This window comes from Pseudomonas sp. 18175 (genome assembly GCF_050432925.1).
Taxonomy (GTDB): Bacteria; Pseudomonadota; Gammaproteobacteria; order Pseudomonadales; family Pseudomonadaceae; genus Aquipseudomonas.
Genome location: NZ_JBKFTO010000006.1, coordinates 207,947 through 229,874 on the forward strand (window position 1 = coordinate 207,947; position 21,928 = coordinate 229,874).

General features: G+C 59.8%; 16 protein-coding genes. 7 read left to right on the top strand and 9 right to left on the bottom strand.

The window, feature by feature from the left end:
* The first annotated feature begins 9 nt into the window (after nt 1-9).
* On the top strand, nt 10-207 hold the full coding sequence (locus tag ACLD1Y_RS10775; protein ID WP_017737420.1) for a YbdD/YjiX family protein: 198 nt from the start codon (nt 10-12) through the stop codon (nt 205-207).
* 136 nt (nt 208-343) lie between these two features.
* Entirely contained in the window at nt 344-1,303 is a 960-nt protein-coding gene (gene yjiA, locus ACLD1Y_RS10780; protein ID WP_429477940.1) for a GTPase, read from the top strand.
* A gap of 108 nt (nt 1,304-1,411) precedes the next feature.
* Here yjiA and glyA read toward each other — a convergent pair whose 3' ends face one another.
* Nucleotides 1,412-2,665 carry a serine hydroxymethyltransferase gene (glyA, locus tag ACLD1Y_RS10785; protein WP_010206677.1) on the bottom strand — a complete coding sequence of 418 codons (1,254 nt, stop codon included), beginning with the start codon at nt 2,663-2,665 and terminating at the stop codon, nt 1,412-1,414.
* A gap of 239 nt (nt 2,666-2,904) precedes the next feature.
* The gene (locus ACLD1Y_RS10790) at nt 2,905-6,756 is read right to left on the bottom strand and encodes a sensor domain-containing protein (RefSeq protein ID WP_429477942.1); all 3,852 of its coding nucleotides are present in this window, start codon (nt 6,754-6,756) and stop codon (nt 2,905-2,907) included.
* A 285-nt stretch (nt 6,757-7,041) separates the two neighbouring features.
* On the opposite strand from ACLD1Y_RS10790, the gene ettA reads away from it, so the two are divergent.
* On the top strand, nt 7,042-8,706 hold the full coding sequence (gene ettA, locus ACLD1Y_RS10795) for an energy-dependent translational throttle protein EttA (protein ID WP_017737425.1): 1,665 nt from the start codon (nt 7,042-7,044) through the stop codon (nt 8,704-8,706).
* Nucleotides 8,707-9,053: 347 nt separating this feature from the next.
* Nucleotides 9,054-10,391, top strand: coding sequence for an NADP-specific glutamate dehydrogenase (gene gdhA / locus ACLD1Y_RS10800; RefSeq protein ID WP_429477945.1), 1,338 nt, complete (start codon nt 9,054-9,056; stop codon nt 10,389-10,391).
* On the opposite strand, the gene ACLD1Y_RS10805 is transcribed toward gdhA, so the two are convergent.
* The 5 genes from ACLD1Y_RS10805 to ACLD1Y_RS10825 all read right to left on the bottom strand — a co-directional run bounded on the left by ACLD1Y_RS10805 (nt 10,388) and on the right by ACLD1Y_RS10825 (nt 14,400).
* On the bottom strand, nt 10,388-10,876 hold the full coding sequence (locus tag ACLD1Y_RS10805; protein WP_429477947.1) for a GreA/GreB family elongation factor: 489 nt from the start codon (nt 10,874-10,876) through the stop codon (nt 10,388-10,390). The genes gdhA and ACLD1Y_RS10805 overlap by 4 nt on opposite strands.
* A gap of 70 nt (nt 10,877-10,946) precedes the next feature.
* On the bottom strand, nt 10,947-11,303 hold the full coding sequence (locus ACLD1Y_RS10810; RefSeq protein WP_429477949.1) for a hypothetical protein: 357 nt from the start codon (nt 11,301-11,303) through the stop codon (nt 10,947-10,949).
* Between the two features lie 199 nt (nt 11,304-11,502).
* Nucleotides 11,503-11,796 (bottom strand): chorismate mutase, encoded by a 294-nt coding sequence (locus ACLD1Y_RS10815; protein ID WP_429477951.1) that lies wholly within the window; start codon nt 11,794-11,796, stop codon nt 11,503-11,505.
* 170 nt (nt 11,797-11,966) lie between these two features.
* Nucleotides 11,967-13,820, bottom strand: coding sequence for a DUF4105 domain-containing protein (locus ACLD1Y_RS10820; RefSeq protein ID WP_429477952.1), 1,854 nt, complete (start codon nt 13,818-13,820; stop codon nt 11,967-11,969).
* A 91-nt stretch (nt 13,821-13,911) separates the two neighbouring features.
* Nucleotides 13,912-14,400, bottom strand: a complete 489-nt coding sequence (locus ACLD1Y_RS10825) for a DUF3015 domain-containing protein (protein ID WP_124388269.1) — start codon at nt 14,398-14,400, stop codon at nt 13,912-13,914.
* 268 nt (nt 14,401-14,668) lie between these two features.
* Here ACLD1Y_RS10825 and ACLD1Y_RS10830 point away from each other — a divergent pair, with 268 nt between their 5' ends.
* Together ACLD1Y_RS10830 and ACLD1Y_RS10835 are read left to right on the top strand one after the other, a co-directional pair.
* Entirely contained in the window at nt 14,669-17,107 is a 2,439-nt protein-coding gene (locus ACLD1Y_RS10830; RefSeq protein WP_429477955.1) for a Lon protease family protein, read from the top strand.
* 432 nt (nt 17,108-17,539) lie between these two features.
* A complete protein-coding gene (locus ACLD1Y_RS10835; RefSeq protein ID WP_429477957.1) occupies nt 17,540-17,869 on the top strand; it encodes a hypothetical protein in 330 nt (109 codons plus the stop codon).
* A 3-nt stretch (nt 17,870-17,872) separates the two neighbouring features.
* On the opposite strand, the gene ACLD1Y_RS10840 is transcribed toward ACLD1Y_RS10835, so the two are convergent.
* Nucleotides 17,873-19,696, bottom strand: coding sequence for a hypothetical protein (locus ACLD1Y_RS10840; RefSeq protein ID WP_429477959.1), 1,824 nt, complete (start codon nt 19,694-19,696; stop codon nt 17,873-17,875).
* Nucleotides 19,697-19,859: 163 nt separating this feature from the next.
* Here ACLD1Y_RS10840 and ACLD1Y_RS10845 point away from each other — a divergent pair, with 163 nt between their 5' ends.
* Nucleotides 19,860-20,348 carry a TIGR00645 family protein gene (locus tag ACLD1Y_RS10845; protein ID WP_005791582.1) on the top strand — a complete coding sequence of 163 codons (489 nt, stop codon included), beginning with the start codon at nt 19,860-19,862 and terminating at the stop codon, nt 20,346-20,348.
* A 15-nt stretch (nt 20,349-20,363) separates the two neighbouring features.
* Here ACLD1Y_RS10845 and ACLD1Y_RS10850 read toward each other — a convergent pair whose 3' ends face one another.
* Nucleotides 20,364-21,797: an ArnT family glycosyltransferase gene (locus ACLD1Y_RS10850; RefSeq protein ID WP_429477961.1), complete on the bottom strand. Its 1,434-nt coding sequence runs from the start codon at nt 21,795-21,797 to the stop codon at nt 20,364-20,366.
* Between the last annotated feature and the right edge of the window lie 131 nt (nt 21,798-21,928).

Below are 21,928 nucleotides of genomic sequence, written 5' to 3' on the forward strand. Positions count from 1 at the left end.
ATTGCAGCCATGTTCAATGACATCAGTCGCCTCGGTAAATACCTCGGTCAGGCCGCGCGCCTGATGGTCGGCATGCCCGACTACGACACGTACGTCGAGCATATGCAAACCAAGCACCCGGACAAGCCGATGATGGACTACAAGACGTTCTTCCGGGAGCGTCAGGAAGCCCGTTACGGCGGTAAGGGTGGGCCTAAGTGTTGTTGAATTAACGCAATACCCCTGTGGGAGCGGGCTTGCTCGCGAAGGCGGTCTGTCAGTTGATGCATGTGCTGACTGATACACCACCTTCGCGAGCCAGCCCGCTCCCACATTTTTTTTGTATTCCTTCAGGAGAATTCTTTTGTCCTCTCCCATTCCGGTCACCATCCTCAGCGGCTTCCTCGGCGCCGGCAAAACCACCTTGCTGCGCCACCTGCTCAAGGCCGAACACGGCCTGAAAATCGCCGTGATCGAAAACGAATTCAGTGACGCCGGCATCGACACCCAGCTATTGGGCGATGAGCCGGTGCAAGTCATGACCCTGTCCAACGGCTGTGTGTGCTGCACCATCCACACCGACCTGACCAAAGCCCTGTACCTGCTGCTCGAACGCTTGGACAGCGGCGAGATCGCCTTCGACCGGCTGGTGATCGAGACCACCGGGCTGGCCGACCCAGCGCCCGTGGCCCAGACCTTTTTTATCGACGAGGAACTGCGTGAGCGCTACATCCTCGACGGCATCATTACGCTGGTGGATGCGGCCCACGCCGAACATCACCTGACCCAGACCATCGCCCAGGCGCAGATCGGCTTTGCCGACCGCTTGCTGGTGAGCAAACGCGACCTGGTGGATGACGCAGCCTTTGACGCGTTGAGCGAGCGCCTGACCCGTATCAATCGCCGTGCGCCGATTCGCATAGTCGATCACGGCACTATCGATCTGGCCGAACTGCTGGATGTGCGTGGCTTCAACCTCAACGCGGGCATGAGCCTGCGTCCGGTCAGCAAGGCGCCGTCTATCGACCGCATCTCCAGCCTGGTGCTGCGCACCGACCAGCCGCTGGATATTGATCGTCTCAGCGAGTTCATGAACCAGCTGTTGGAAGATCACGGCAAGCAATTGCTGCGCTACAAAGGCGTGCTGAACATTGCCGGGGAAGACCGGCGCATGGTGTTTCAGGGCGTGCTCAAGCTGTACGGCTTTGATTGGGACACGGAGTGGGAGGAGGGTGAGGCACGGGAGAGTGTGATTGTGTTTATTGCTGACGAGTTGCCGGAAGAAAAAATCCGCGAAGGCTTCCAGCGCGTCTACCAATCCTGACCTGAAATGCCCTCCCACATTTGATTGCATTTCAGCTTGAGAAAGCAGTGTTTTCAGGCACAAAAAAGCCCGGCTCAAGAGCCGGGCTTTTCATTCAAGCAACTGCATTCAAGCGCCGTATACCGGCAGTTTTTTGCAGATGGCCTTGACCTTCTCACGTACCGCGTCAATCACGGCTTCGTTGTTCAGGTCTGCCAGGATGTCGCAGATCCAGCCAGCCAGTTCCTTGCACTCTGCTTCCTTGAAGCCACGCGTGGTCACGGCCGGGGTGCCGAAGCGCAGGCCCGAAGTGACGAACGGCGAACGTGGGTCGTTCGGCACGGAGTTTTTGTTCACGGTGATGAAGGCTTTGCCCAAAGCAGCGTCTGCATCTTTACCGGAAATGTCCTGCTTGATCAGCGACAGCAGGAACAGGTGGTTTTCAGTACCGCCGGACACCACGTCAAAACCGCGCTCGATGAACACGCTGGCCATGGTCTGGGCGTTCTTGACCACTTGTTGCTGGTAGGTCTTGAACTCAGGCTGCAGGGCTTCTTTGAAGCAGATCGCTTTAGCGGCGATCACGTGCTCCAGCGGGCCGCCTTGGGCGCCTGGGAATACGGCGGAGTTCAGCTTCTTCTCGATGTCGGCGTTGGCGCGAGCCAGGATCAGGCCACCACGAGGACCGCGCAGGGTCTTGTGGGTGGTGGTGGTCACGACGTCAGCGAAAGGCACCGGGTTCGGGTAGACGCCAGCGGCGACCAGACCGGCCACGTGGGCCATGTCGACGAACAGGTAGGCGCCAACCTTGTCGGCGATAGCGCGGAAGCGTGGGAAGTCCAGGATCTGCGAGTAGGCAGAGAAACCGGCCACGATCATTTTTGGCTTGTGCTCAACCGCCAGGCGCTCGACTTCGTCGTAGTCGATCAGGCCGTTGGCATCGATACCGTATTGAACGGCGTTGTACAGCTTGCCAGAGGACGAAACGCTGGCGCCGTGGGTCAGGTGACCGCCGTGGGCCAGGCTCATGCCCAGGATGGTGTCGCCGCCTTGCAGCAGGGCCAGGTACACGGCGCTGTTGGCTTGGGAGCCGGCGTGCGGCTGGACGTTGGCGTAATCGGCGCCGAACAGTTCTTTGGCGCGGTCGATAGCAAGCTGCTCAACCACGTCGACGTATTCGCAACCGCCGTAGTAGCGCTTGCCTGGGTAGCCTTCGGCGTACTTGTTGGTCAGAACCGAACCCTGAGCCTCCATGACCGCTGGGCTGGTGTAGTTTTCCGAAGCGATCAGCTCAATGTGCTCTTCCTGGCGCACGGCTTCTTGCTCCATGGCGGCAAAGAGATCGGCGTCGTACTTGGCAATAGTCAAATCACGGCTGAACATGGCGGTCCTCAAGGATCGGGGGCAGAAAAGGAGGGCATTCTAACCCAATGGGTTTTAGATGGCATATGAAAGGACATCATGTCGCGGACAAGTGGGGCTCATCTAGGGATAAGTGGTGACTGTTGTGGCGAGGGAGCTTGCTCCCGCTGGACTGCGCAGCAGTCCCAAAAAAGCGGGGCCGCTTCGCGCCCCAGCGGGAGCGAGCTCCCTCGCCACAGGGAAGTCAGCCCAGTAGAAGATCAGTCGAACATGAAGAGGGCGTCATTGCTGAACTGCACCTCAAACCGACTCGCCGGCATCGGCCGCCCGAACAGGTAGCCTTGCACTTCGTCACAACCATGCTCACGCAAGAAGTCCAATTGCTCATGGGTCTCCACACCCTCGGCGATCACCGCCAGGTTCAGGCTGTGGGCCATGGCGATAATGGCGCGGGCGATCTGTGCGTCCTGCTCGCCGGAGGGCAGGCCATCCACAAAGGTGCGGTCGATCTTCAATACGTCGATGGGGAATTGCTTGAGGTAGTTGAGCGACGAATACCCGGTGCCGAAGTCGTCTACGGCAATACTCAGGCCCAGGTTCTTCAGGCTGTCGAGGATATGCAGGGCTTCGTTGACTTCGCGCATCAGGATACTTTCGGTCAGCTCCAGCTCCAGACACGCGGGCGGCAGGCCGGTGTCCTTGAGGATGGTGGCGATGCGCGTGCCCAGTTGGCCGTCGGAGAACTGCCGCGCGGAGATGTTCACCGAGACTTTCGGCACGCGCACTTTGTTCTGGTGCCAGGTCTTGAGTTGGCGGCAGGCCTCGCTGATGACCCAGTCGCCCACATCCACCACCAGGCCCAACTCTTCCAGCACCGGGATAAAGTCCCCCGGCGGCACCAGCCCGCGTCGCGGGTGACGCCAACGCAGCAGGGCTTCGGCGCCGGTCAGGCGTTTGCCGTCGCCGCTGAATTGCGGTTGGTAATAGAGCACGAATTCGTTCTGGTCCAGGGCGTGGCGCAAGTCGCTTTCCAGCTCCAGGCGTTCCAGGGCGCTGGCGTTCATGTCGGCCTGGTAGAACTGGAAGTTGTTCTTGCCGCGTTCCTTGGCGTGATACATGGCCGTGTCGGCGTTTTTCATCAACTGGCTCAACTCGTTGCCGTCCTGGGGACTTAAGGCGATGCCGATGCTGGCGGTCACGAAAAACTCGCGGCCCTCCAGGACAAACGGCTTCACCAGGCTGGCCAGGATCTGTTCGGCCACGTGAATCGCGCGGTTCAGCGCCATTTCACGGCTGACCCGAGGTTGCAGGAGCAAGGTGAACTCGTCGCCCCCCATGCGCGCCACGGTGTCGTCTTCGGCCACGCAGCCCAGCAGGCGGGTGGCCATCTCTTTGAGCATACGGTCGCCGGCGGCGTGGCCCAGGGAGTCGTTGATCGGCTTGAAACGGTCGAGGTCGAGGAACATCAGTACCACCCACGACTTTTGCCGCTCGGCCGACTGCAACGCAGTGTGCAGGCGGTCCTGGAACAGCGTGCGGTTGGGCAAGTGGGTCAGGGCGTCGTAGTAGGCCAGTCGGTGAATGCGCTGTTCGCTGGCCTTGCGCTCGCTGATATCGCTGAAGAAGCACACGTAGCTGGCCAAGTCGCCTTCGTCGTCGAACACGGCGGTAATGCCGACCCAGGCCGGGTAATGCTCGCCATTGCGGCGCTTGAGCCACACTTCGCCTTCCCAGGTGCTGTGCTGATGCAACTGCTTGAGCACGTAACGCAGGTGGGCTTCCTGTTGTTCGTCGACGGTGAGCATGTTCGGCAACTGGTCCAACACGTCGCTCACGGCATAACCGCTGACGCGGCTGAACGCTTCGTTGGCCTGCACGATATAGCCCGCAGGGTCCGTGATCAGGATCGCCGAGGTGGAATGTTCGAATACGGTGGCGGCCATGCGCAGGTCTTTCTCGGCGCGGCGTTGCTGGCTGATATCGCGGCCCACGCCGAGGATGCCTTCGAAGGCGCCGTGTTCGTCCCACACCAGCACCAGGCGCAGTTCGATGGGCACTTTGCGACCGTCGGCGCGCAGACAGTCGAACAGGAACAACTGGGTTTGCACTTCATCGCGCAGCTTATTCAGCGCCTCGACGTCGCCCAGAGCCCGGCTGACCTGCTCCACCAAACTGTAGATGCCGCTCAGTTGCTGCGGGTTGGCGATGATCGACTGCCAGCCATTTTTGAATACCCAGTCCACGTCATAGCCCAGCACGGCGCTGACCGACGGGCTGATGTAGTTGAGGGCCAATTGGCTGTCGGTGGAACAGATCACGTCGCTGATACTTTCGGCCAGCATGCGGTAGCGCTGCTCGCTGTCACGCAGGGACTCGCTGGCCTCGATTTGGTCGGTAATGTCCTTGGCCACGCCGATAATGCGGGTGACCAACGCGGTCTTGTCCCGGGCCAGCGCTTGCTCGCGGATATCAAAGCGCCGCCACTGGTTGTTACGGTGGCGGAAGCGCAGCTGGCATTGCAGTTGGGTGGCGTAGCCCGCCTGGCGTTGTTGCTGGCGCAAGTCGTGGTAATGCTCGGCGTCTTCGGGGTGCAGCAGGATTTCCCAGAAGTACTCACCCATTTGCTGCAGTTCGGCCTTGTTATAGCCGAGGGTGTGGCCCAAGTGGTGGTTGCTGAAAATCATGCGCTGGCTGATTACGTCCTGCACATACAGGTGGTCAGGCACGGTGCGTACTACGTCTGACCAGAAGCTCTCGCGCTCCACCAGCGACAACTCGATCAGCTTGCGGCTGGTGATATCGCTGATGCTGAGGATCACGGCCTTGAAGTCGTCCTGCTGCTCCGGCAGGCGCATCACCAGCCACAGGTATTGATCGTTACCCGCCACGTCCTTGAGCTGGATCTCCAGTTCAAGCTGGCTCTGCTGGGTCAGAACGGCTTCCAATATCTGGTAGCCGATGGACGTGGCGTTGCGCGGGCAATCGTCGATCAGGCGTTCCCAGGCCTCTTCGCAGGAACCGACGTTCAACAGGCGCACCGCCACCTGGTTGACCTCGGTGATGCGCAGTTCCTTGAGCAACTGCTGGCGTTCGATGGGGTTGTCCTGCAGCCAAGCGTGCAGTTGCGCCCGGGTTTGCAGTTGGGCTTTGGCGAAGAATGCGTTAAGACCCGACAGGTCCAGTACGCACAGGGCCACGCCGGTGCCTTCGAAAATATCCTGGTAGCGCCGACGGCCCTCATGCACCTGGCGCTGGCGGCGGCGCATGTTGAGCAGCACGATCACCGGAATCAGCGAAAAGGCCAGGCCCAGCAAGCATTTGCCGATAAACGCCGGCAGCAGTTGCTCCAGTACCGCATTGCGGTCGAACAGCCCGCGCAATTGCCAGTCGCTCTTGCTCAAGGGCGTGACCAGCACGCTTTTATTCAGCTCATCCGGCGTGAGGGCGCCGGCCCACTGGGCTGGCATGCCGCTGTCACGGCTGATGACGCGGTGGTTGAGGCGGTTCTCAATCACCCACATCGGGCGCTGGCCCTGGCCGTCCTGGCGGGTGAGGTTGACCAGGTAGTTGGGCGCCAGGCGCAACACCCAATACACTCGGGAGCCGCCGCTGGGCTGGTGCAGCAATAGATAGATAAGAGTGCCGTCGCTGTTGTTGCTCAGGTAATAGGACTGGGCGTGGCTGCGTTGCACCAAATCTTCAAGCCAGGCACTGTCCTGACTGTCGCTGGCGCTGTCGCTGATCATGGCGCCGCTGGGTGCGAGCAGGGCGATGCTGCGCAATTCCGGCAAGGAGCGTTGCAAGGTGTGCATCAAGGCTTGTTGCTGTTCGCTGTCACGCGGGGGTTCGACCATCGGTAGCAGGTTCAGGGCGATTTTTGCGCTGAGGGCCATGTTCAGGCTGATCTGCTCAGCCAGGTCGGCGCTGTAGTCGATGGTGTATTGCTGCTGGTCTTTTTGGTTTTGTTGCAGCTGATCCAGCAGTTGCCAGAACAATAAGGCGAGCAACATGAGGACGAGCGTCGCCAATGCGCCTTTAAGGGTGCCGTGCAGGGGTGCTCCCGGCGCTATATGAGCGGCGCGCAGGGGCGTTGGCGGCGTGACTTTGGACAAGCTGTGATCCTGCGGTTTGGCTGGACTGGCGCGCGACGTGCACTATAAGCCGGGCGCCCGGAGGGCGGCTAGCATGCCTTGACTTGTGGCAAAGTGCCAGCCCCGCTTGGCTGGACTGACCAAGCGCATTCAGGTAGCTTTGCCGGTTACGCGAGGGCGTTCCAGCCCCAGACATTCAGGCTTTTTCCGCACGCAGGCATTGATCATCGTCAACGGCCCGCGCGGCGCATGGCCTGGCAAGGGCTTGCCCCACTTAATTCATCAGTCACTGACGCTAGGTTTACCATGGCTCAATACGTCTTCACCATGCATCGGCTGGGAAAAGTTGTTCCACCGAAGCGGGAAATCCTGAAAAACATTTCGCTGTCCTTCTTCCCAGGCGCCAAGATCGGCGTACTTGGCCTCAACGGTTCGGGTAAGTCCACGCTGCTGAAAATCATGGCCGGTGTCGACACCGAGTTCGAAGGCGAAGCCCGCCCGATGCCCGAGCTGAACATCGGCTACCTGCCGCAAGAGCCGATCCTGGACCCGACCAAGACCGTGCGCGAAGTGGTTGAAGAAGCCGTCGCCGTGATCAAGAACGCCCAGGCGCGCCTGGATGAGGTTTACGCGGCTTACGCTGACGAAGACGCCGACTTCGACAAACTGGCCGCTGAACAGGCCAAGCTCGAAGCCATCCTGCAAGCTGGCGACGGTCACAACCTTGAGCGCCAACTGGAAGTCGCGGCCGATGCGTTGCGCCTGCCGGCGTGGGACGCCAAGGTCGAATTCCTGTCCGGTGGTGAGAAGCGTCGTGTGGCCCTGTGCCGCCTGCTGCTGTCGGCCCCCGACATGCTGCTGCTCGACGAACCGACCAACCACTTGGACGCCGATTCCGTCGCCTGGCTGGAGCATTTCCTTCACGACTTCCCAGGCACCGTGGTTGCGATCACGCACGACCGCTACTTCCTGGACAACGTTGCCGGTTGGATCCTCGAACTCGACCGTGGCGCCGGTATCCCTTACGAGGGCAACTACTCCGGTTGGCTGGAAGCCAAGTCCGACCGTCTGGCCGCCGAATCCAAGCAGCAATCGGCTCACGAAAAAGCCATGAAGGAAGAACTGGAGTGGGTGCGCAAAGGCGCCAAGGCCCGCCAGTCCAAATCCAAGGCTCGTCTGCAACGCTTTGAAGAAATGCAGTCGCAAGAATTCCAGAAGCGTTCGGAAACCAACGAGATCTACATCCCGGCCGGTCCGCGCCTGGGTGACAAGGTCATCGAATTCAAGAACGTTTCCAAAGGCTATGGCGACCGCGTGCTGATCGACAATCTGTCGTTCTCCATGCCAAAAGGCGCGATCGTCGGCGTTATCGGTGGTAACGGTGCGGGTAAATCCACGCTGTTCCGCATGCTGATGGGCAAGGAAACCCCAGACTCCGGCAGCATCGAGATCGGCGAAACCGTGCAACTGGCTTGCGTGGACCAGAGCCGCGAAGACCTCGACGGCAGCAAGACCGTGTTCCAGCAGATTTCCGACGGTTCCGACCAGATCCGCATCGGCAACTATGAAATCCCGTCGCGCACCTATGTGGGCCGTTTCAACTTCAAGGGCGGCGACCAGCAAAAGTTCGTCAAGGACCTGTCCGGTGGTGAGCGTGGTCGCTTGCACCTGGCCCTGACCTTGAAAGAGGGCGGCAACGTGTTGCTGCTCGACGAACCGTCCAACGACCTCGACGTTGAAACCCTGCGTTCCCTGGAAGAAGCCCTGCTGGACTTCCCGGGCGCCGCGATTGTGATCTCTCACGATCGGTGGTTCCTTGACCGCGTGGCGACCCACATCCTGGCGTACGAAGATGACTCCCAAGCGGTGTTCTTCGAAGGCAACTACACCGAGTACGAAGCGGACCGTAAAAAGCGCCTGGGCGACGCTGCTGCCCAGCCGCACCGTGTGCGGCACAAAAAACTGGCCTGATTTGGGTTGGTGGTTTGAAAGAGCGGAGCCTTCGGGCTCCGTTTTTTTTTGTGTTTTTCAGGTGGACCGAGTTGGATTCATCGCAGGCAAGCCAGCTCCCACTTTTGATTTGTGAACACAGTCAATGTGGGAGCTGGCTTGCCTGCGATGACGGTTTATCTGGTGGTGCATATCTATAGTTGGCGGTCCCTTTTAAGGTGCACAAAACCCCTGTTTTCTGGGTTTATTTATATCCAATGCACCATTTAAATTCACAAAGGCGACATTTTGCCCTGTCGCAGTGCGAAATGAATTGATAAAGTCCGGCTCAATCTCCGTTAAAAACTAAAAATCTGCCGAGACTTTTTATGATCGAATCCGTCGAATCCTTCTTTGCCCGCCTCAAGAAACGCGACCCTGACCAGCCTGAATTCCACCAGGCTGTGGAAGAAGTCCTACGCAGCCTGTGGCCGTTTCTGGAAGCCAACCCCCACTACCTGACCTCGGGCATCCTGGAGCGCATCTGCGAGCCGGAGCGTGCGATTACCTTCCGGGTTTCGTGGGTGGATGATCACGGTAAGGTCCAGGTCAATCGCGGTTTCCGTATCCAGATGAACAGCGCCATCGGCCCGTACAAAGGTGGTTTGCGCTTCCACCCGTCGGTGAACCTGGGCGTGCTGAAATTCCTCGCCTTCGAGCAGACCTTCAAAAACTCCCTGACCTCGCTGCCCATGGGCGGCGGCAAAGGCGGCTCGGACTTCGACCCCAAGGGCAAGAGCGACGCCGAGGTAATGCGTTTCTGCCAGTCCTTCATGAGCGAGCTGTACCGCCACATCGGCGCAGACGTGGACGTGCCGGCCGGTGATATCGGCGTGGGCGCCCGTGAAATCGGCTTTATGTTTGGCCAGTACAAACGCCTGAGCAACCAGTTCACCTCGGTATTGACCGGCAAGGGCATGACCTACGGCGGCAGCCTGATCCGCCCGGAAGCCACCGGTTTCGGCTGCGTGTACTTCGCCGAGGAAATGCTCAAGCGCAACAGCCAGAAAGTTGAAGGCAAGCGCGTGGCGGTGTCCGGTTCCGGCAACGTGGCGCAGTACGCGGCGCGCAAGGTCATGGACCTGGGTGGCAAAGTGATCTCCCTGTCCGACTCCGAGGGCACTCTGTACGCCGAAAGCGGTTTGACCGAAGAACAATGGTCGGCGCTGCTAGAGCTGAAAAACGTCCAGCGCGGTCGCATCAGCGAACTGGCCGAGCGTTTTGGCCTGGAATTCCGCAAGGGTAAAACCCCATGGGAATTGGCCTGCGACATCGCCCTGCCGTGTGCGACCCAAAACGAACTCGACGCCGAAGCCGCCCGCACCCTGCTTCGCAACGGCTGCATCTGCGTGGCCGAAGGCGCCAACATGCCGACCACCCTTGAGGCTGTGGATATCTTTATCGACGCGGGCATTCTGTTCGCGCCGGGCAAAGCCTCCAACGCCGGTGGCGTGGCCGTGAGTGGCCTGGAAATGTCGCAGAACGCCATGCGCCTGCTGTGGACCGCCGGCGAAGTGGACAGCAAGCTGCACAACATCATGCAGTCGATCCACCACGCGTGCGTGCACTACGGCGAAGAAAACGGCCGGATCAACTATGTGAAAGGCGCGAACATCGCGGGCTTCGTGAAAGTCGCCGATGCGATGCTGGCCCAAGGCATCGTCTAAGCCTCGGGTTCGATGCGCAACACTTCGATCACCTGATCGCCGACGGGGCGCTGCCACAGCACCTCGTCACCCACCTGGGCCCCCAGCAAGGCGCGGCCCAGGGGCGAACCCCAGTTGATCAGGCCTGCCGTGGCGTCGGCCTGATCTTCGCCCACCAGTTGGATACGCTGCTGTTCATCCTGCTCGTTGGCGAAGGTCACCCAACTGCCGATCTGCACCTTGTCGGTAGATGTGGCCGGCGTCACCACCTGGGCGCTTTGCACCCGTTGGTTGAAGTAACGCAAATCCCGCTCAAGGTCCGCCCGACGCTGTTTATCGTCTTTGGCGGATTCGAGGCTGTATTCGTGCTGCAACTGCGCAACCTTGGCCTGCAACTGCGCCAACCCTTGCGCGGTAACGCGGTTGGGCTGTTCACTGACGTGGCGCTCCACCGGCTGGTCAGCTTGGGCGGCAGCGTTGTCCTCGTTTACAAAAGCTCGGCTCATGACGATCTCCCTCAATGGAGTTTGGGCCATGGTCGCCGCGCTTTAGTTTCGATGGATGTCTGAAAGCGACCTATTGCGAGCGATAGGCCCTGGCGGCGTCGCGATCCTTCTCCTGCTGCCAGGCACGTTCGCGGTCATCCCAGTGGTTGTTCTTGTAGTCGCGCAGCTCTTCGTTCTCGCGCATGGCCTTGCACTGGCGAAAGCCGTCTTCCCAGCCTTCGGCGTACTCACGGTCTTTGAGATAGCGCGGTACGTTCTTGCGAAACTCCCCACTGATCACCCCGGCAGCCTGTCGGCCGCTGCTGCAACCGTCATCGAAACCATCGGCAAAGGCCGGGGGATAACCCTTGGCCAATAAATCCTGATGGGTTGACTGGCAACCCGCCAGCCATACCACCGCACATAGCATTAGCACATACCGCCACATGGCGTACTCCCTGGCCGTTTCACGGCTGATAGGGAGAGTTTAGAAGGGGATTTGTCGGGGAGGTGTGAAAGGGAGGTGAGAAAGGTGTTTGACTGGACACTGTGGCGAGGGAGCTTGCTCTCGCTGGTGCGCGAAGCGGCCCCAAAAGGCTCGGGACTGCTACGCAGTCCAGCGGGAGCAAGCTCCCTCGCCACAGGGGTTATGTCGTTAGTGCGGCGTGCTCAGCCAATTCCTGCTGGATAAACGCCGCAATCATTGCGCGGTACACCTGCTCGGTGACATCTGGGTTGGCGCCTACCGATTGGGACAAGTCCCGCACTTTGGTGATCACCTGCTCGACTCGCTGGGGCGCCTTGACGCTGTCGGTGTCTTTTTTGAAGCGGGCGGCCTGGGATACAAGTTGGCCGCGCTCGGCCAGCAGGGTGACGATTTGTTGGTCGAGGCGGTCGATGTTGCTGCGCACTTGTTCGAGGGTGGTGCAGGTAACGGCCATGTTGTTGGAGCTCCTTGAGATGGATCTGAATAGACGCGGACCTAATGTGGGAGCGGGCTTGCTCGCGAATGCGGCGTGTCAGCCAATACATCAAGTGACTGAACCACCGCATTCGCGAGCAAGCCCGCTCCCACATAAGCCCGCATCAGCAGTTGAATGGGCGTTGAGCCTTAGTAGTGATACCACTTCACTTCAAGCATCACTTCATTCACCGGCGTGGACAGGTGGCTGTATTCACGTTGGGCGCTCAGGCGCAGGCCGAGGTTACGCGACAATTCCCACTGCTGGTTCAGGCTCAGGCTACGCCGCACTTCACCGTTGGTGAAGAAGTCGCCCTTGGCTTCCAGGCTCAGATTGCCCAGCGGGTTTTTCCACAGCACGCCGGTGTTAAAGCCCGCAGCGGGTGAGATGGCTTCGCTGAAGTCGTTGTTGTGTTCCACCCGCACGGTGCCGAGGGCAAAGCCGAGCATGTCGTCGCGCAGTTGCCAGGTGCCGCCGGCGCCACCGTTGACGTGGGCCACCAGGGTTTCGTCGTCGTGCTTGCCGGGGACGCGCTCAAGGCCGCCGGTGACTTGCCATGACCAGGGTTGCAGCAGGGCGTTGCGTGGGGTCAAGGAGCGGATGGTGGCCAGGTCCAGTTGTTGCAGTTGCCAGTGGTTCCCCTCGTACTGGCGCAGTTTCATTTGCAAAATTTCGATCTGCGCGCCGAGGGGGAAGCCTTCGGCGTTGTCGTTGAGGTCGTGGTAGGCCATGCGCAGGCCGTATTCGCCGTAGGCCTTGTCGCCTCGTGTGCCGATGCCGGCTTGCCAGGTGCGCGACTCGTGGCCGTTTTCTGGCAGGCCTGGTGGCTCGATCTTCAAGTTGGGCGCCGGGTTCTGGTTGATGGCGCGCAACAGTTCGAAACTGCGTTGGGAGCGGGCGGGGTCGCGCTCCAGGCCATTGGCGCGGTAACGGCCCAGGCGATAGGCGGCGTCGATGATCAAGGCTTGACGTTCACGGGGCAGGGCTTTGAATGCGGGCTCCTGCAATTGCTTTTGGTCGTCGCTGACTTTGAGCACCCACCGCTGCTCGTCGCCGTCCAGTGGTTTGGCGCGTTCTAGTAATTCGCGCTCGCGGGAAGGGCGGTAGTCGATTTTTTCAACCAACCCCGCGTCTTTCACTGCCTTGACCGTATCGGTGGGAATGGCTGTCAGTGGAAACTGCTCGGTTAGGCGCAAGCCGGGGCGTGCCACTTGCAGCAACTCCAGCAGCCGGTACGAGCAGTTTTCGTCGAAGAAGAAGTAGTCGAACTGGATCTGCTTGAGTTCCCACACATGCTCGACCATGCGCTCGGTCTCGACCTGGGTGAGATTGAGGCGGTATTCCCACAGGTCGCGGTTCTCCAGGCTACGGTATTCGGAGAGCTTCTCTTGATACGGCACCAGGGCGAACAGGCCGGGGTAGCCGCCCATCAGGCCTTTCCAGGCATACAGGATGCTGTTGTCGGAGCCTTCAATGTAGGCGCCGAAGTTGATCGCGTAGCTGAGCAGGGCGGTGTTGTTGCTCTGCACGTCGGCCTGGTCGATACGCAGCAGGGTGTGGCCAAACATCGACGACGGACTGTTGAGGTAGGCCGCCGGGAAGATCATCACCGCGCTGTGGGGGGCGACGTCCTTGAACCATTGCTTGAATTCGGTGCAGTCCACGGCGGGCAGGTCGGTCAGGTGCAACTGATCCTTGAGCCAGCGCGTACGTGCGGGGTAGACGCATTGGGCGTGTTTCTGGCCCAGGCTCGCCGGCGCATAAAGCGCTTCAACGGTGGCCTTGAGTTCAGCGTCCGGGTGGTGGGCACCATCGGCTGCGAGGAAGAATTTTTTGTCGCTGACGTAACTGCGCCAGCCACTGATTTTGCCGGCTTCGTAGTGGCCCAAAGACAACCAGAACGGGTCGTTGGCCAGTTGCTGCAAACGTTGATCATCAAGGTGCGGGGCCGCATACAGCGGGGCGCAGGCGAAGAGTGCCATCCAGGCAAAGCGTTTGAGCATAGGGGCAACTTAAGTCGGATAAAAAGAGACCCAAAGGGGAGGCGGGTCCAAAAATAAAGCCCGCGCCTCGAAGGGCGCGGGCAGGTCGAGCTTAAGCTTGGGTTGCGTACTTCGCCAAGCGGGCATCGCTTTTCAGTACAGCAATGGTGTTGTTGTGCACGTCATCAGCGGTCACGTCAGCCTTGCTGAAGATTTGCTGGAAGTGTTCGTGGGTCACGGCCGCGAAGTGTTCGCGATCTTCCGGAGCCACACCCAGGACCACGGCATAGGTGGTCAGCGCTTCGCCATTGCCCTTGGCCATGTCTTCGGACAGCTCGTTCATCATGCCATTCATGGCAATCCAGGACTTGCCGCCGTAGGTCAGGGCACTGTTGGTGCTGCAACCGTTGGTGCCCGAGGTCATGCCGAAGGTGGCGTTACCCGATGTGCCGTTGGTGGTGGAAGCCAGGAAGTGAGCCGGAGTACCGCGCTGGCCTTCGAACAGCATGTTGCCCCAACCGCAGTTCGGGCCACCTGGTGATTCTGCCATTGCATTGAGGGAGACGACGGTGAAGAGAGTACCGAGAAGGATCCGTTTCATAGCTTTGTTCTCTTTGTGTGCAAACCAATGGACAAGGGTTCAGGCGCATCGCAGCGCCCTGAGGGATCGGTTATTAGTCCAACCCGCGCAGTTTGGAGTTTAGGCACGTTCCAGGGGTTCCGTGATTTTTTATAAAACAATCAGAGTTATCGCGTTTTTTTTGTAGGACGTGTTCCGTGCCCACGCTTTCCCACCGACGCGCCTTGCCAGAGCGCGCAAGCGAGAGCCAGAATGCCGTCATCTGCCCCGCCTGATGTAAGGAAGCCCGATGCCTGATCCTGTTGCTGCCAGCTTGCGTCTAGCGCCCGAAGCGCTGACTCGTCCTTTTTCCGCTGAACAGTTCAGCTTCTCGACCACCAATGATTTGGAGCCTTTTCGCGGTGTGCTTGGCCAGGAACGTGCGGTTGAAGCCTTGCAGTTCGGTGTGGCCATGCCACGCCCCGGTTACAACGTGTTTGTCATGGGCGAGCCCGGTACTGGCCGCTTTTCGTTCGTAAAGCGCTACCTGAAGGCCGAAGGCAAGCGCCTGCGGACCCCGGCGGACTGGGTCTATGTGAATAATTTTGATGAACCCCGCGAGCCCCGTGCACTGGAGTTGCCGGCGGGCGGCGCGGCGGCGTTTATCAGCGACATCAACGGGTTGATCGACAACCTGGTGGCCACCTTCCCGGCGGTCTTCGAACACCCCACTTATCAACAGCGTAAAAGTGCCATTGATCGCGCCTTCAACCAGCGTTACGACAAGGCCCTGGACGTGATCGAACGCCTGGCCCTGGAAAAGGACGTGGCGCTGTACCGTGACAGCACCAACATTGCCTTCACGCCGATGCTCGACGGCAAGGCACTGGACGAAGCCGAGTTTTCGCAGCTGCCGGAAGCCGACCGCGAGCGCTTCCACACGGATATTTCCGAGCTGGAAGAACGCCTCAACGAAGAACTGGCCAGCCTGCCTCAGTGGAAGCGCGAGTCGAACAACCAACTGCGCCAGTTCAACGAAGAAACCATCACCCTGGCCCTGCAGCCTTTGCTCTCACCGCTGTCGGAAAAGTACGCGGAGAACGCGGCCGTCTGCGGTTACCTGCAGGCCATGCAGGTGTACCTGCTCAAGACCGTGGTCGAGCAACTGGTAGACGACGCCAAGACCGACGCCCAGGCCCGCAAGCTGCTGGAGGAGCAATACTGCCCGAGCCTGGTGGTGGGCCATCCGGTCAACGGCGGCGCCCCGGTGGTGTTTGAACCGCACCCAACCTACGACAACCTGTTCGGCCGTATTGAATACAGCACCGACCAAGGCGCGCTGTACACCACTTATCGCCAATTGCGCCCGGGCGCTTTGCACCGCGCCAATGGCGGCTTCCTGATCCTTGAAGCCGAGAAAATGCTCAGCGAGCCGTTTGTGTGGGACGCCCTCAAGCGCTCCCTGCAATCGCGCAAGTTGAAGATGGAATCGCCCCTGGGCGAGCTGGGCCGTCTGGCCACCGTGACCCTCAACCCGCAGATGATCCCGTTGCAGGTCAAGGTGATCATCATTGGTTCGCGCCAGTTGTATTACGCGTTGCAGGACGCCGATCCGGACTTCCAAGAGATGTTCCGCGTCCTGGTGGACTTCGACGAAGACATCCCGATGGTGGACGAAAGCCTGGAGCAGTTCGCCCAGTTGCTTAAAACCCGCACCTCGGAAGAAGGCATGGCACCGCTGACCTCGGACGCGGTGGCGCGGTTGGCCACCTACAGCGCACGGTTGGCGGAGCATCAGGGCCGTTTGTCGGCGCGCATTGGTGATCTGTTCCAACTGGTCAGCGAGGCGGACTTTATTCGCCACCTGGCGGGTGATGAGATGACCGATGCTGGCCATATCGAACGGGCGCTCAAGGCCAAGGCTACGCGTACCGGGCGGGTATCGGCGCGGATTCTGGACGACATGCTCGCTGGCGTCATCCTGATCGACACCGCCGGAGCCGCCGTGGGCAAGTGCAACGGGCTGACGGTGCTGGAAGTCGGGGACTCGGCTTTCGGTGTGCCGGCGCGGATTTCCGCCACGGTGTACCCCGGCGGCAGCGGCATCGTCGACATCGAGCGTGAGGTCAACCTCGGCCAGCCGATCCACTCCAAGGGCGTGATGATCCTCACCGGTTACCTGGGCAGCCGCTATGCCCAAGAATTCCCGTTGGCGATCTCGGCGAGTATCGCGCTGGAGCAGTCCTACGGTTACGTGGACGGTGACAGCGCGTCTCTTGGCGAGGCGTGCACCCTGATCTCGGCCTTGTCGAAGACGCCGCTTAAGCAGTGTTTTGCCATCACCGGCTCCATCAACCAGTTTGGTGAAGTACAGGCGGTGGGCGGGGTCAACGAGAAGATCGAAGGGTTCTTCCGTCTTTGCGAAGCCCGTGGTTTGACCGGTGAGCAGGGGGCGATCATTCCCCAGGCCAACGTCGCTACCTTGATGCTGGATGAGAAGGTGCTCCAGGCCGTGCGCGCCGGTCAGTTCCATATCTATGCGGTACGCCAGGCGGACGAGGCCTTGAGCCTGTTGGTGGGCGAGCCGGCCGGTGAGCCGGATGCTGAAGGGCAATTCCCCGAAGGCTCGGTGAATGCGCGGGTGGTGGAGCGCCTGCGGGTGATTGCGGAGATGATCAGCGAGGAAGACTTGAAGGAAGCCGAGAAGGAGTTGGCGCAGCAGGCGCTGGCCGAAGCCAAGCCCACCTGATTTTCGTCTCGACGCGGTCAATGTGGGAGGGGGCAAGCCCCAATGCCAGTCAGTTAAGGGTTAGAAAGAGTAAAAGCTAACCTGTGGCGAGGGAGCTTGCTCCCGCTGGACTGCGCAGCAGTCCCATCTTTGGGGCCGCTACGCGGCCCAGCGGGAGCAAGCTCCCTCGCCACACTGACGGTGTTTGCCCTTAACTGACTGGCATTAGGGCAAGCCCCCTCCCACATTAGGTCTGCGGTGAGGTTTGATATATTGGGCGCATGTCATGAAATTGACTCAGGGTGAAGGGCTCCACGCCCGTTGGTCCCTACAACCTTGGTTTATTGCGGTTTTCTTCTATTCTCTGCTCAAGGGATCTCTACAGGAGTCGCAGGATAGAGACAGCCTCGCCGAGCGTTGAGGTTGAACACCGATCTACCGAGGGTCGCCGCCATGCCGCGCAACCTTTGCCTTACCCGCCAGTGCCTGGGCCTGGTTACCCGTATCGAATGCTCCATTCGCCCTCTCGCGGGGGATAACGGGATGTGGACGCTGTTGTTTGCCGCCGGCATGACCGGTGAGCAGCCTTCCACCATCAAGTCCCAAGGCCCGTTCCATGGGCCTTTCGTGGCCGAAACCATTCTGGAATCCATCGTCGACAGCCTGACACTGCACGGCTATGAGCGCGCGGGCGACCCGCAGATCTGGTGCCTGCACATGCAGGCCCATCTGCGACAGCTCAATGGCGGACGAACACCCGCCCTCAGTGACACCCAGCACTGACGGCTATTGGGCCTGAGGCTTGTCCAGCTTGACCTCGAAACCGTATTGCACGGTACTCAGGTCGGTGCGCTGGTAGCTTTCCAGCGTCGTCGGTTGGCCGTAGAAATAATGCACATCAAAGGTTGCCGTGCCGTACTCCTCGGCGCGGTGGCTCACCCCCAGGATTTCATTGAGGTAGTTACCGCTGGCGTCCTTGGCATAGAAGCGCCAGCTGTCGGACGGGAACGCCTTCTGGTCAACGATCAGCGCGTTGTCTTTAAGCGTCAACCCCTTGGGTAGCTTGGCCACATCCACTGTGGCTTTCTCGATAGTGGCCAGGAACAGCGGGATCGAGCCGACCACAAACGCCGGGTTTTCCGGGAACAGGTTGAGGTCGTAGGTGAGGGTGCCGCGGCTTGGGTTCAGTTCAAAGGCTTCGGTGGGCAGTTCGATGGGCTCGCCGCGCTCACCTTTGTCATCGGCAGTGAAGAAGGTCACCGGTGATTCGCTGCTGTTGCGCTCGGCGCCCACCAAGTCGTCGTTGAAGGTGAAGGGGTGGTCGAAGACGATATGTGCGGCGCTGGCGTCTTCGGTGGACTGGCTGATGGTGACGCTGTTTTTCAGCTGGTCCTCGGTCATCGATGCGTCTTTGAGCCAGCTGGCGGCGCCGTCGTCATACACGGTGACCGGCATTGGCAAGGCCTGTACGGTTTGTTGCAGGCTGTTCTTGTCGAAGCGCATCACCGGCAGTTCAAGGTCCTTGTGGGTGAGAGTGGCTTTGGAGAAATCCAGCACATTGACCTGCAGGTTGTCGATCAGCCCGTTGAAGTACACCTTGGCGTAATGGCTGCTCTGTTTGTGTTCGAAGGCTTTTTGCTCGTCGGTGAGCTGTTTTTCGAACGCATCGGACCAGGTTTTCTGCTTTTGCATCTCGGCCAGTTGTTTCTCATAGAACGCCACTTGGGCATTACTCTCGTTGATCGAGCCCGAGCGGGTGAGAAATTGCCCGGTGCTGTCGCGCGCCTGTACCAGCAGTGGGTTGGGGGACGCGTCGCCGACTTCCGGTGCCAGCGGTGCGCTGTTGGTCAGTTCGATTTCGGCGTAGTTCTTTTCAAGCAGCAGCAGGTTGAGGGTGATGGTGCCTTCGGTGCGCTTGTGGCCTACGTCTTTTTTCGACAGGTCGAAGCTCAGCACCTTGCCCGGCGCAACCACATCAACCGTGCCTTTGAGGCTGACCGGTTGTGGCTGGCTTTTGTTTTCCGTCTCGACGCCATCGATGAACGGGTAGGTCACCGTCAGGTCATCGGGGTTGGTGAGGTTGGAACTGCTGGGGCTCAGTTGGATACCGGGATCGGTTTCCGACCACTCGGGCTGAAAGGGGATGACCTTATTGTTGCTCAAGGTCACCGACTGCCATTCCAGGCTGTGGGGGAACGGGAACTGCTCAAGGGTGTTGAAGCTGAACGGGAAAACGGGCTGCAAATCCGTCAAATAGTCGGAATGCGAGGCTTTGCGCAGCACGAACAGGCCATTGATGTAGGTGTCCACCAACGCTTGAGGCGTGGGGTAGTACTTGAGCAGAGCCAGGGTGTCTTCGCCGTATTCGGCCTCGATGGGTTTGTCGGCGAGCTTGACCCGCGCCCGTTCCAGTAGCAGCAGCGAGCCGCCGAGGTCGGCGATGGCGTCGCGCAGCTTGGGGTCCTGGATGCTGTCCAGTGACTGTTCGAACTTGGCGGTTTTCTCTTCGAGGGTGGCCTGTTTTTTCTCATCGCTGGGGGAACAGCCGCTGGCCATCAGCAACACCGCACACAGGCCGATGCTGGCCAAAGGGGATCGCACATCCATCATCTGAGTTTTTCCTGTCCGACATCATCGAGCCGATTTGATGGGCTCGACACTAGCAGAAAAATTCTCTTACAGATGCCGCCTGGGTCAGTTTTCTCGCGGTGACAGGTGTCTTGTAGCGGCTGGTATACTCGCTGCCATTTTTAGCCAAGCTGTGTGAGATCCCATGGAACGCTTTATCGAAAATACTATGTACGCTTCACGCTGGCTGTTGGCGCCCATCTATCTCGGGTTGTCCCTGGGCTTGCTGATCCTGGCGCTGAAATTCTTCCAGGAAATCATCCACGTCATTCCTAACATTTTCACCATGCTGGAAGCAGAAGTGATCCTGCTGCTGCTGTCGTTGATCGACATGGCGCTGGTCGGTGGCCTGCTGGTGATGGTGATGATCTCGGGTTACGAGAACTTCGTCTCGCAACTGGATATCGATGAAAACAAAGAAAAGCTCAACTGGCTGGGCACCATGGACTCTTCATCGCTGAAGATGAAAGTGGCGGCCTCCATCGTGGCGATTTCGTCCATCCACTTGCTGCGTATCTTCATGGACGCCAAGAACGTCGATCCACAGCACTTGATGTGGTACGTGATCATCCACATGACCTTCGTGGTCTCGGCGTTTGCCATGGGTTACCTGGACAAGCTCACCAAGCACTGATACCCCGCGCCGGCCTTATTGCTCGACGAAGTAGTAAGGCTGGCGGCTGATCGCCATCTGCTTGATGACGGTCACCTTCTCATCCAGCCCGTTGGTGTGGTCGAGCAACGCAACGTTGCCCGGTTTGGCGGTGAGGAAGGCGCGCAGTTCGGGCTCGGTTTGCAGGATCGGAACATAGCCCTGCATGTAGAACACCCCGGCGCCGGAAATACGCTCGTTCGGCTGGAACATCGCCACGTCTCGACCTTCTGCCTGCAATGCCTGGATCTGGCTGATTACCGGCACGAATGACTCACGCTTGTCGGCCTTGGGCGCAAACCAGAACGCCGCGCTCAGGTAGCTGGCAAAGAGCACAGTGAATACGCCTGCGATTACCGGCCGGTGATAGCGGTATAGGCCTGGCTTGCGCGCTTTGAGCCCTTGCAGCAACACATAGGCATATTCCGTAGCAAGCACGGCGGCGGCCGGGGTGAGGGACATCAGGTAGACGGTGCGTTTGCTGGAAGCCAGCGTCAGCAGGGTGAACTGCGCCACCAGCCAGATGCTGAAAAACAGACGGTAGCGATTGCCCATCAGGCTTTTTCGGAAGTGCCACAGGCCCAGGTAGACCAGGATATTCCACGGCAGGAACGCCTCGGGCAGTTTGGCGAGGTAGTAGTAGAACGGCTCGTAATGCCCGGCCTCGACGAACGAGCCGCTGAACCGCCCGACGCTATTGGTCCACAACACCTCGCCCACCGCTTGCATGCCACCGCGCTGGAACAGAAACGCCAGCCAAATCATCAGCGGCACCAGCGCCAATAAGGTGCACAACCCAGGCTTGAGCCAGTCACCGATGCGCAGGCGCTTGTCCATCACGCTGGTCACGGCCAGGTACACAAAAATCACAATGCCCGGCATCGCCAGGCCCAGCACCCCTTTGCTCAGGGTGGCGATCACCATCCCGGCAGTAAACAGCGCCCAGGGCCACACACTGGTGCCTTGGCGTTCGGGCCGCATGGCTTGGTAGAACGCCAGCAACGCGGTGGTCACGCCGAGGGTGAGCAACGCGTCTTCACCCACACCGCGCACATTGCCCCAGAAACTGGCCATGGTCGCCAGGACCAGCGCGGCGCTGAACGCCAGGGTCTTGGGCCGGCCAAACTGGCGCAGCATCCCGTAAAACAGCATCACACTGAACAACCCGGCAAACGCCGATGCCAGGCGCACGGCCCAAGTGGTGCCACCAAACAAGCGAATCGCCCCGGCGTCGAGCCACAGGCTCAGGGGTGGTTTTTCCAGGAAAGGCTCGCGAAACAGGCGCGGCACCACCCAATCGTTGTCCAAGTGCATGGCCATGGCGATCCCGGCGACGCGGGCTTCGGTGGAACCTTGGAGTTCGTGTTTGCCCAAGGCAAAGAAAAACAGCAAACCAACCAGTAACAGCAGCAGGGGAGCGGTACGCGTCATAGGGTGTGGCTACCAGGGCAGAGGGACCGTTTGGGGGGGGGCATTGCAATGGGCTAGTATCTGTTGGGGTTTCTGAATATTTCGTGAATGGGTGTGAAATTAGGACAAAAAGGCCGAGGCGCTGAATGGGC

Coding starts and splice junctions, on each gene's coding strand:
- glyA (WP_010206677.1), bottom strand. CDS start 2,665: ATGTTCAGCCGTGATTTGACTATTGCCAAGTACGACGCCGATCTCTTT.
- ACLD1Y_RS10810 (WP_429477949.1), bottom strand. CDS start 11,303: ATGTGGCGGTATGTGCTAATGCTATGTGCGGTGGTATGGCTGGCGGGT.
- ettA (WP_017737425.1), top strand. CDS start 7,042: ATGGCTCAATACGTCTTCACCATGCATCGGCTGGGAAAAGTTGTTCCA.
- ACLD1Y_RS10815 (WP_429477951.1), bottom strand. CDS start 11,796: ATGGCCGTTACCTGCACCACCCTCGAACAAGTGCGCAGCAACATCGAC.
- ACLD1Y_RS10840 (WP_429477959.1), bottom strand. CDS start 19,696: ATGATGGATGTGCGATCCCCTTTGGCCAGCATCGGCCTGTGTGCGGTG.
- ACLD1Y_RS10830 (WP_429477955.1), top strand. CDS start 14,669: ATGCCTGATCCTGTTGCTGCCAGCTTGCGTCTAGCGCCCGAAGCGCTG.
- ACLD1Y_RS10835 (WP_429477957.1), top strand. CDS start 17,540: ATGCCGCGCAACCTTTGCCTTACCCGCCAGTGCCTGGGCCTGGTTACC.
- ACLD1Y_RS10805 (WP_429477947.1), bottom strand. CDS start 10,876: ATGAGCCGAGCTTTTGTAAACGAGGACAACGCTGCCGCCCAAGCTGAC.
- ACLD1Y_RS10845 (WP_005791582.1), top strand. CDS start 19,860: ATGGAACGCTTTATCGAAAATACTATGTACGCTTCACGCTGGCTGTTG.
- ACLD1Y_RS10820 (WP_429477952.1), bottom strand. CDS start 13,820: ATGCTCAAACGCTTTGCCTGGATGGCACTCTTCGCCTGCGCCCCGCTG.
- gdhA (WP_429477945.1), top strand. CDS start 9,054: ATGATCGAATCCGTCGAATCCTTCTTTGCCCGCCTCAAGAAACGCGAC.
- ACLD1Y_RS10825 (WP_124388269.1), bottom strand. CDS start 14,400: ATGAAACGGATCCTTCTCGGTACTCTCTTCACCGTCGTCTCCCTCAAT.
- ACLD1Y_RS10850 (WP_429477961.1), bottom strand. CDS start 21,797: ATGACGCGTACCGCTCCCCTGCTGCTGTTACTGGTTGGTTTGCTGTTT.
- ACLD1Y_RS10775 (WP_017737420.1), top strand. CDS start 10: ATGTTCAATGACATCAGTCGCCTCGGTAAATACCTCGGTCAGGCCGCG.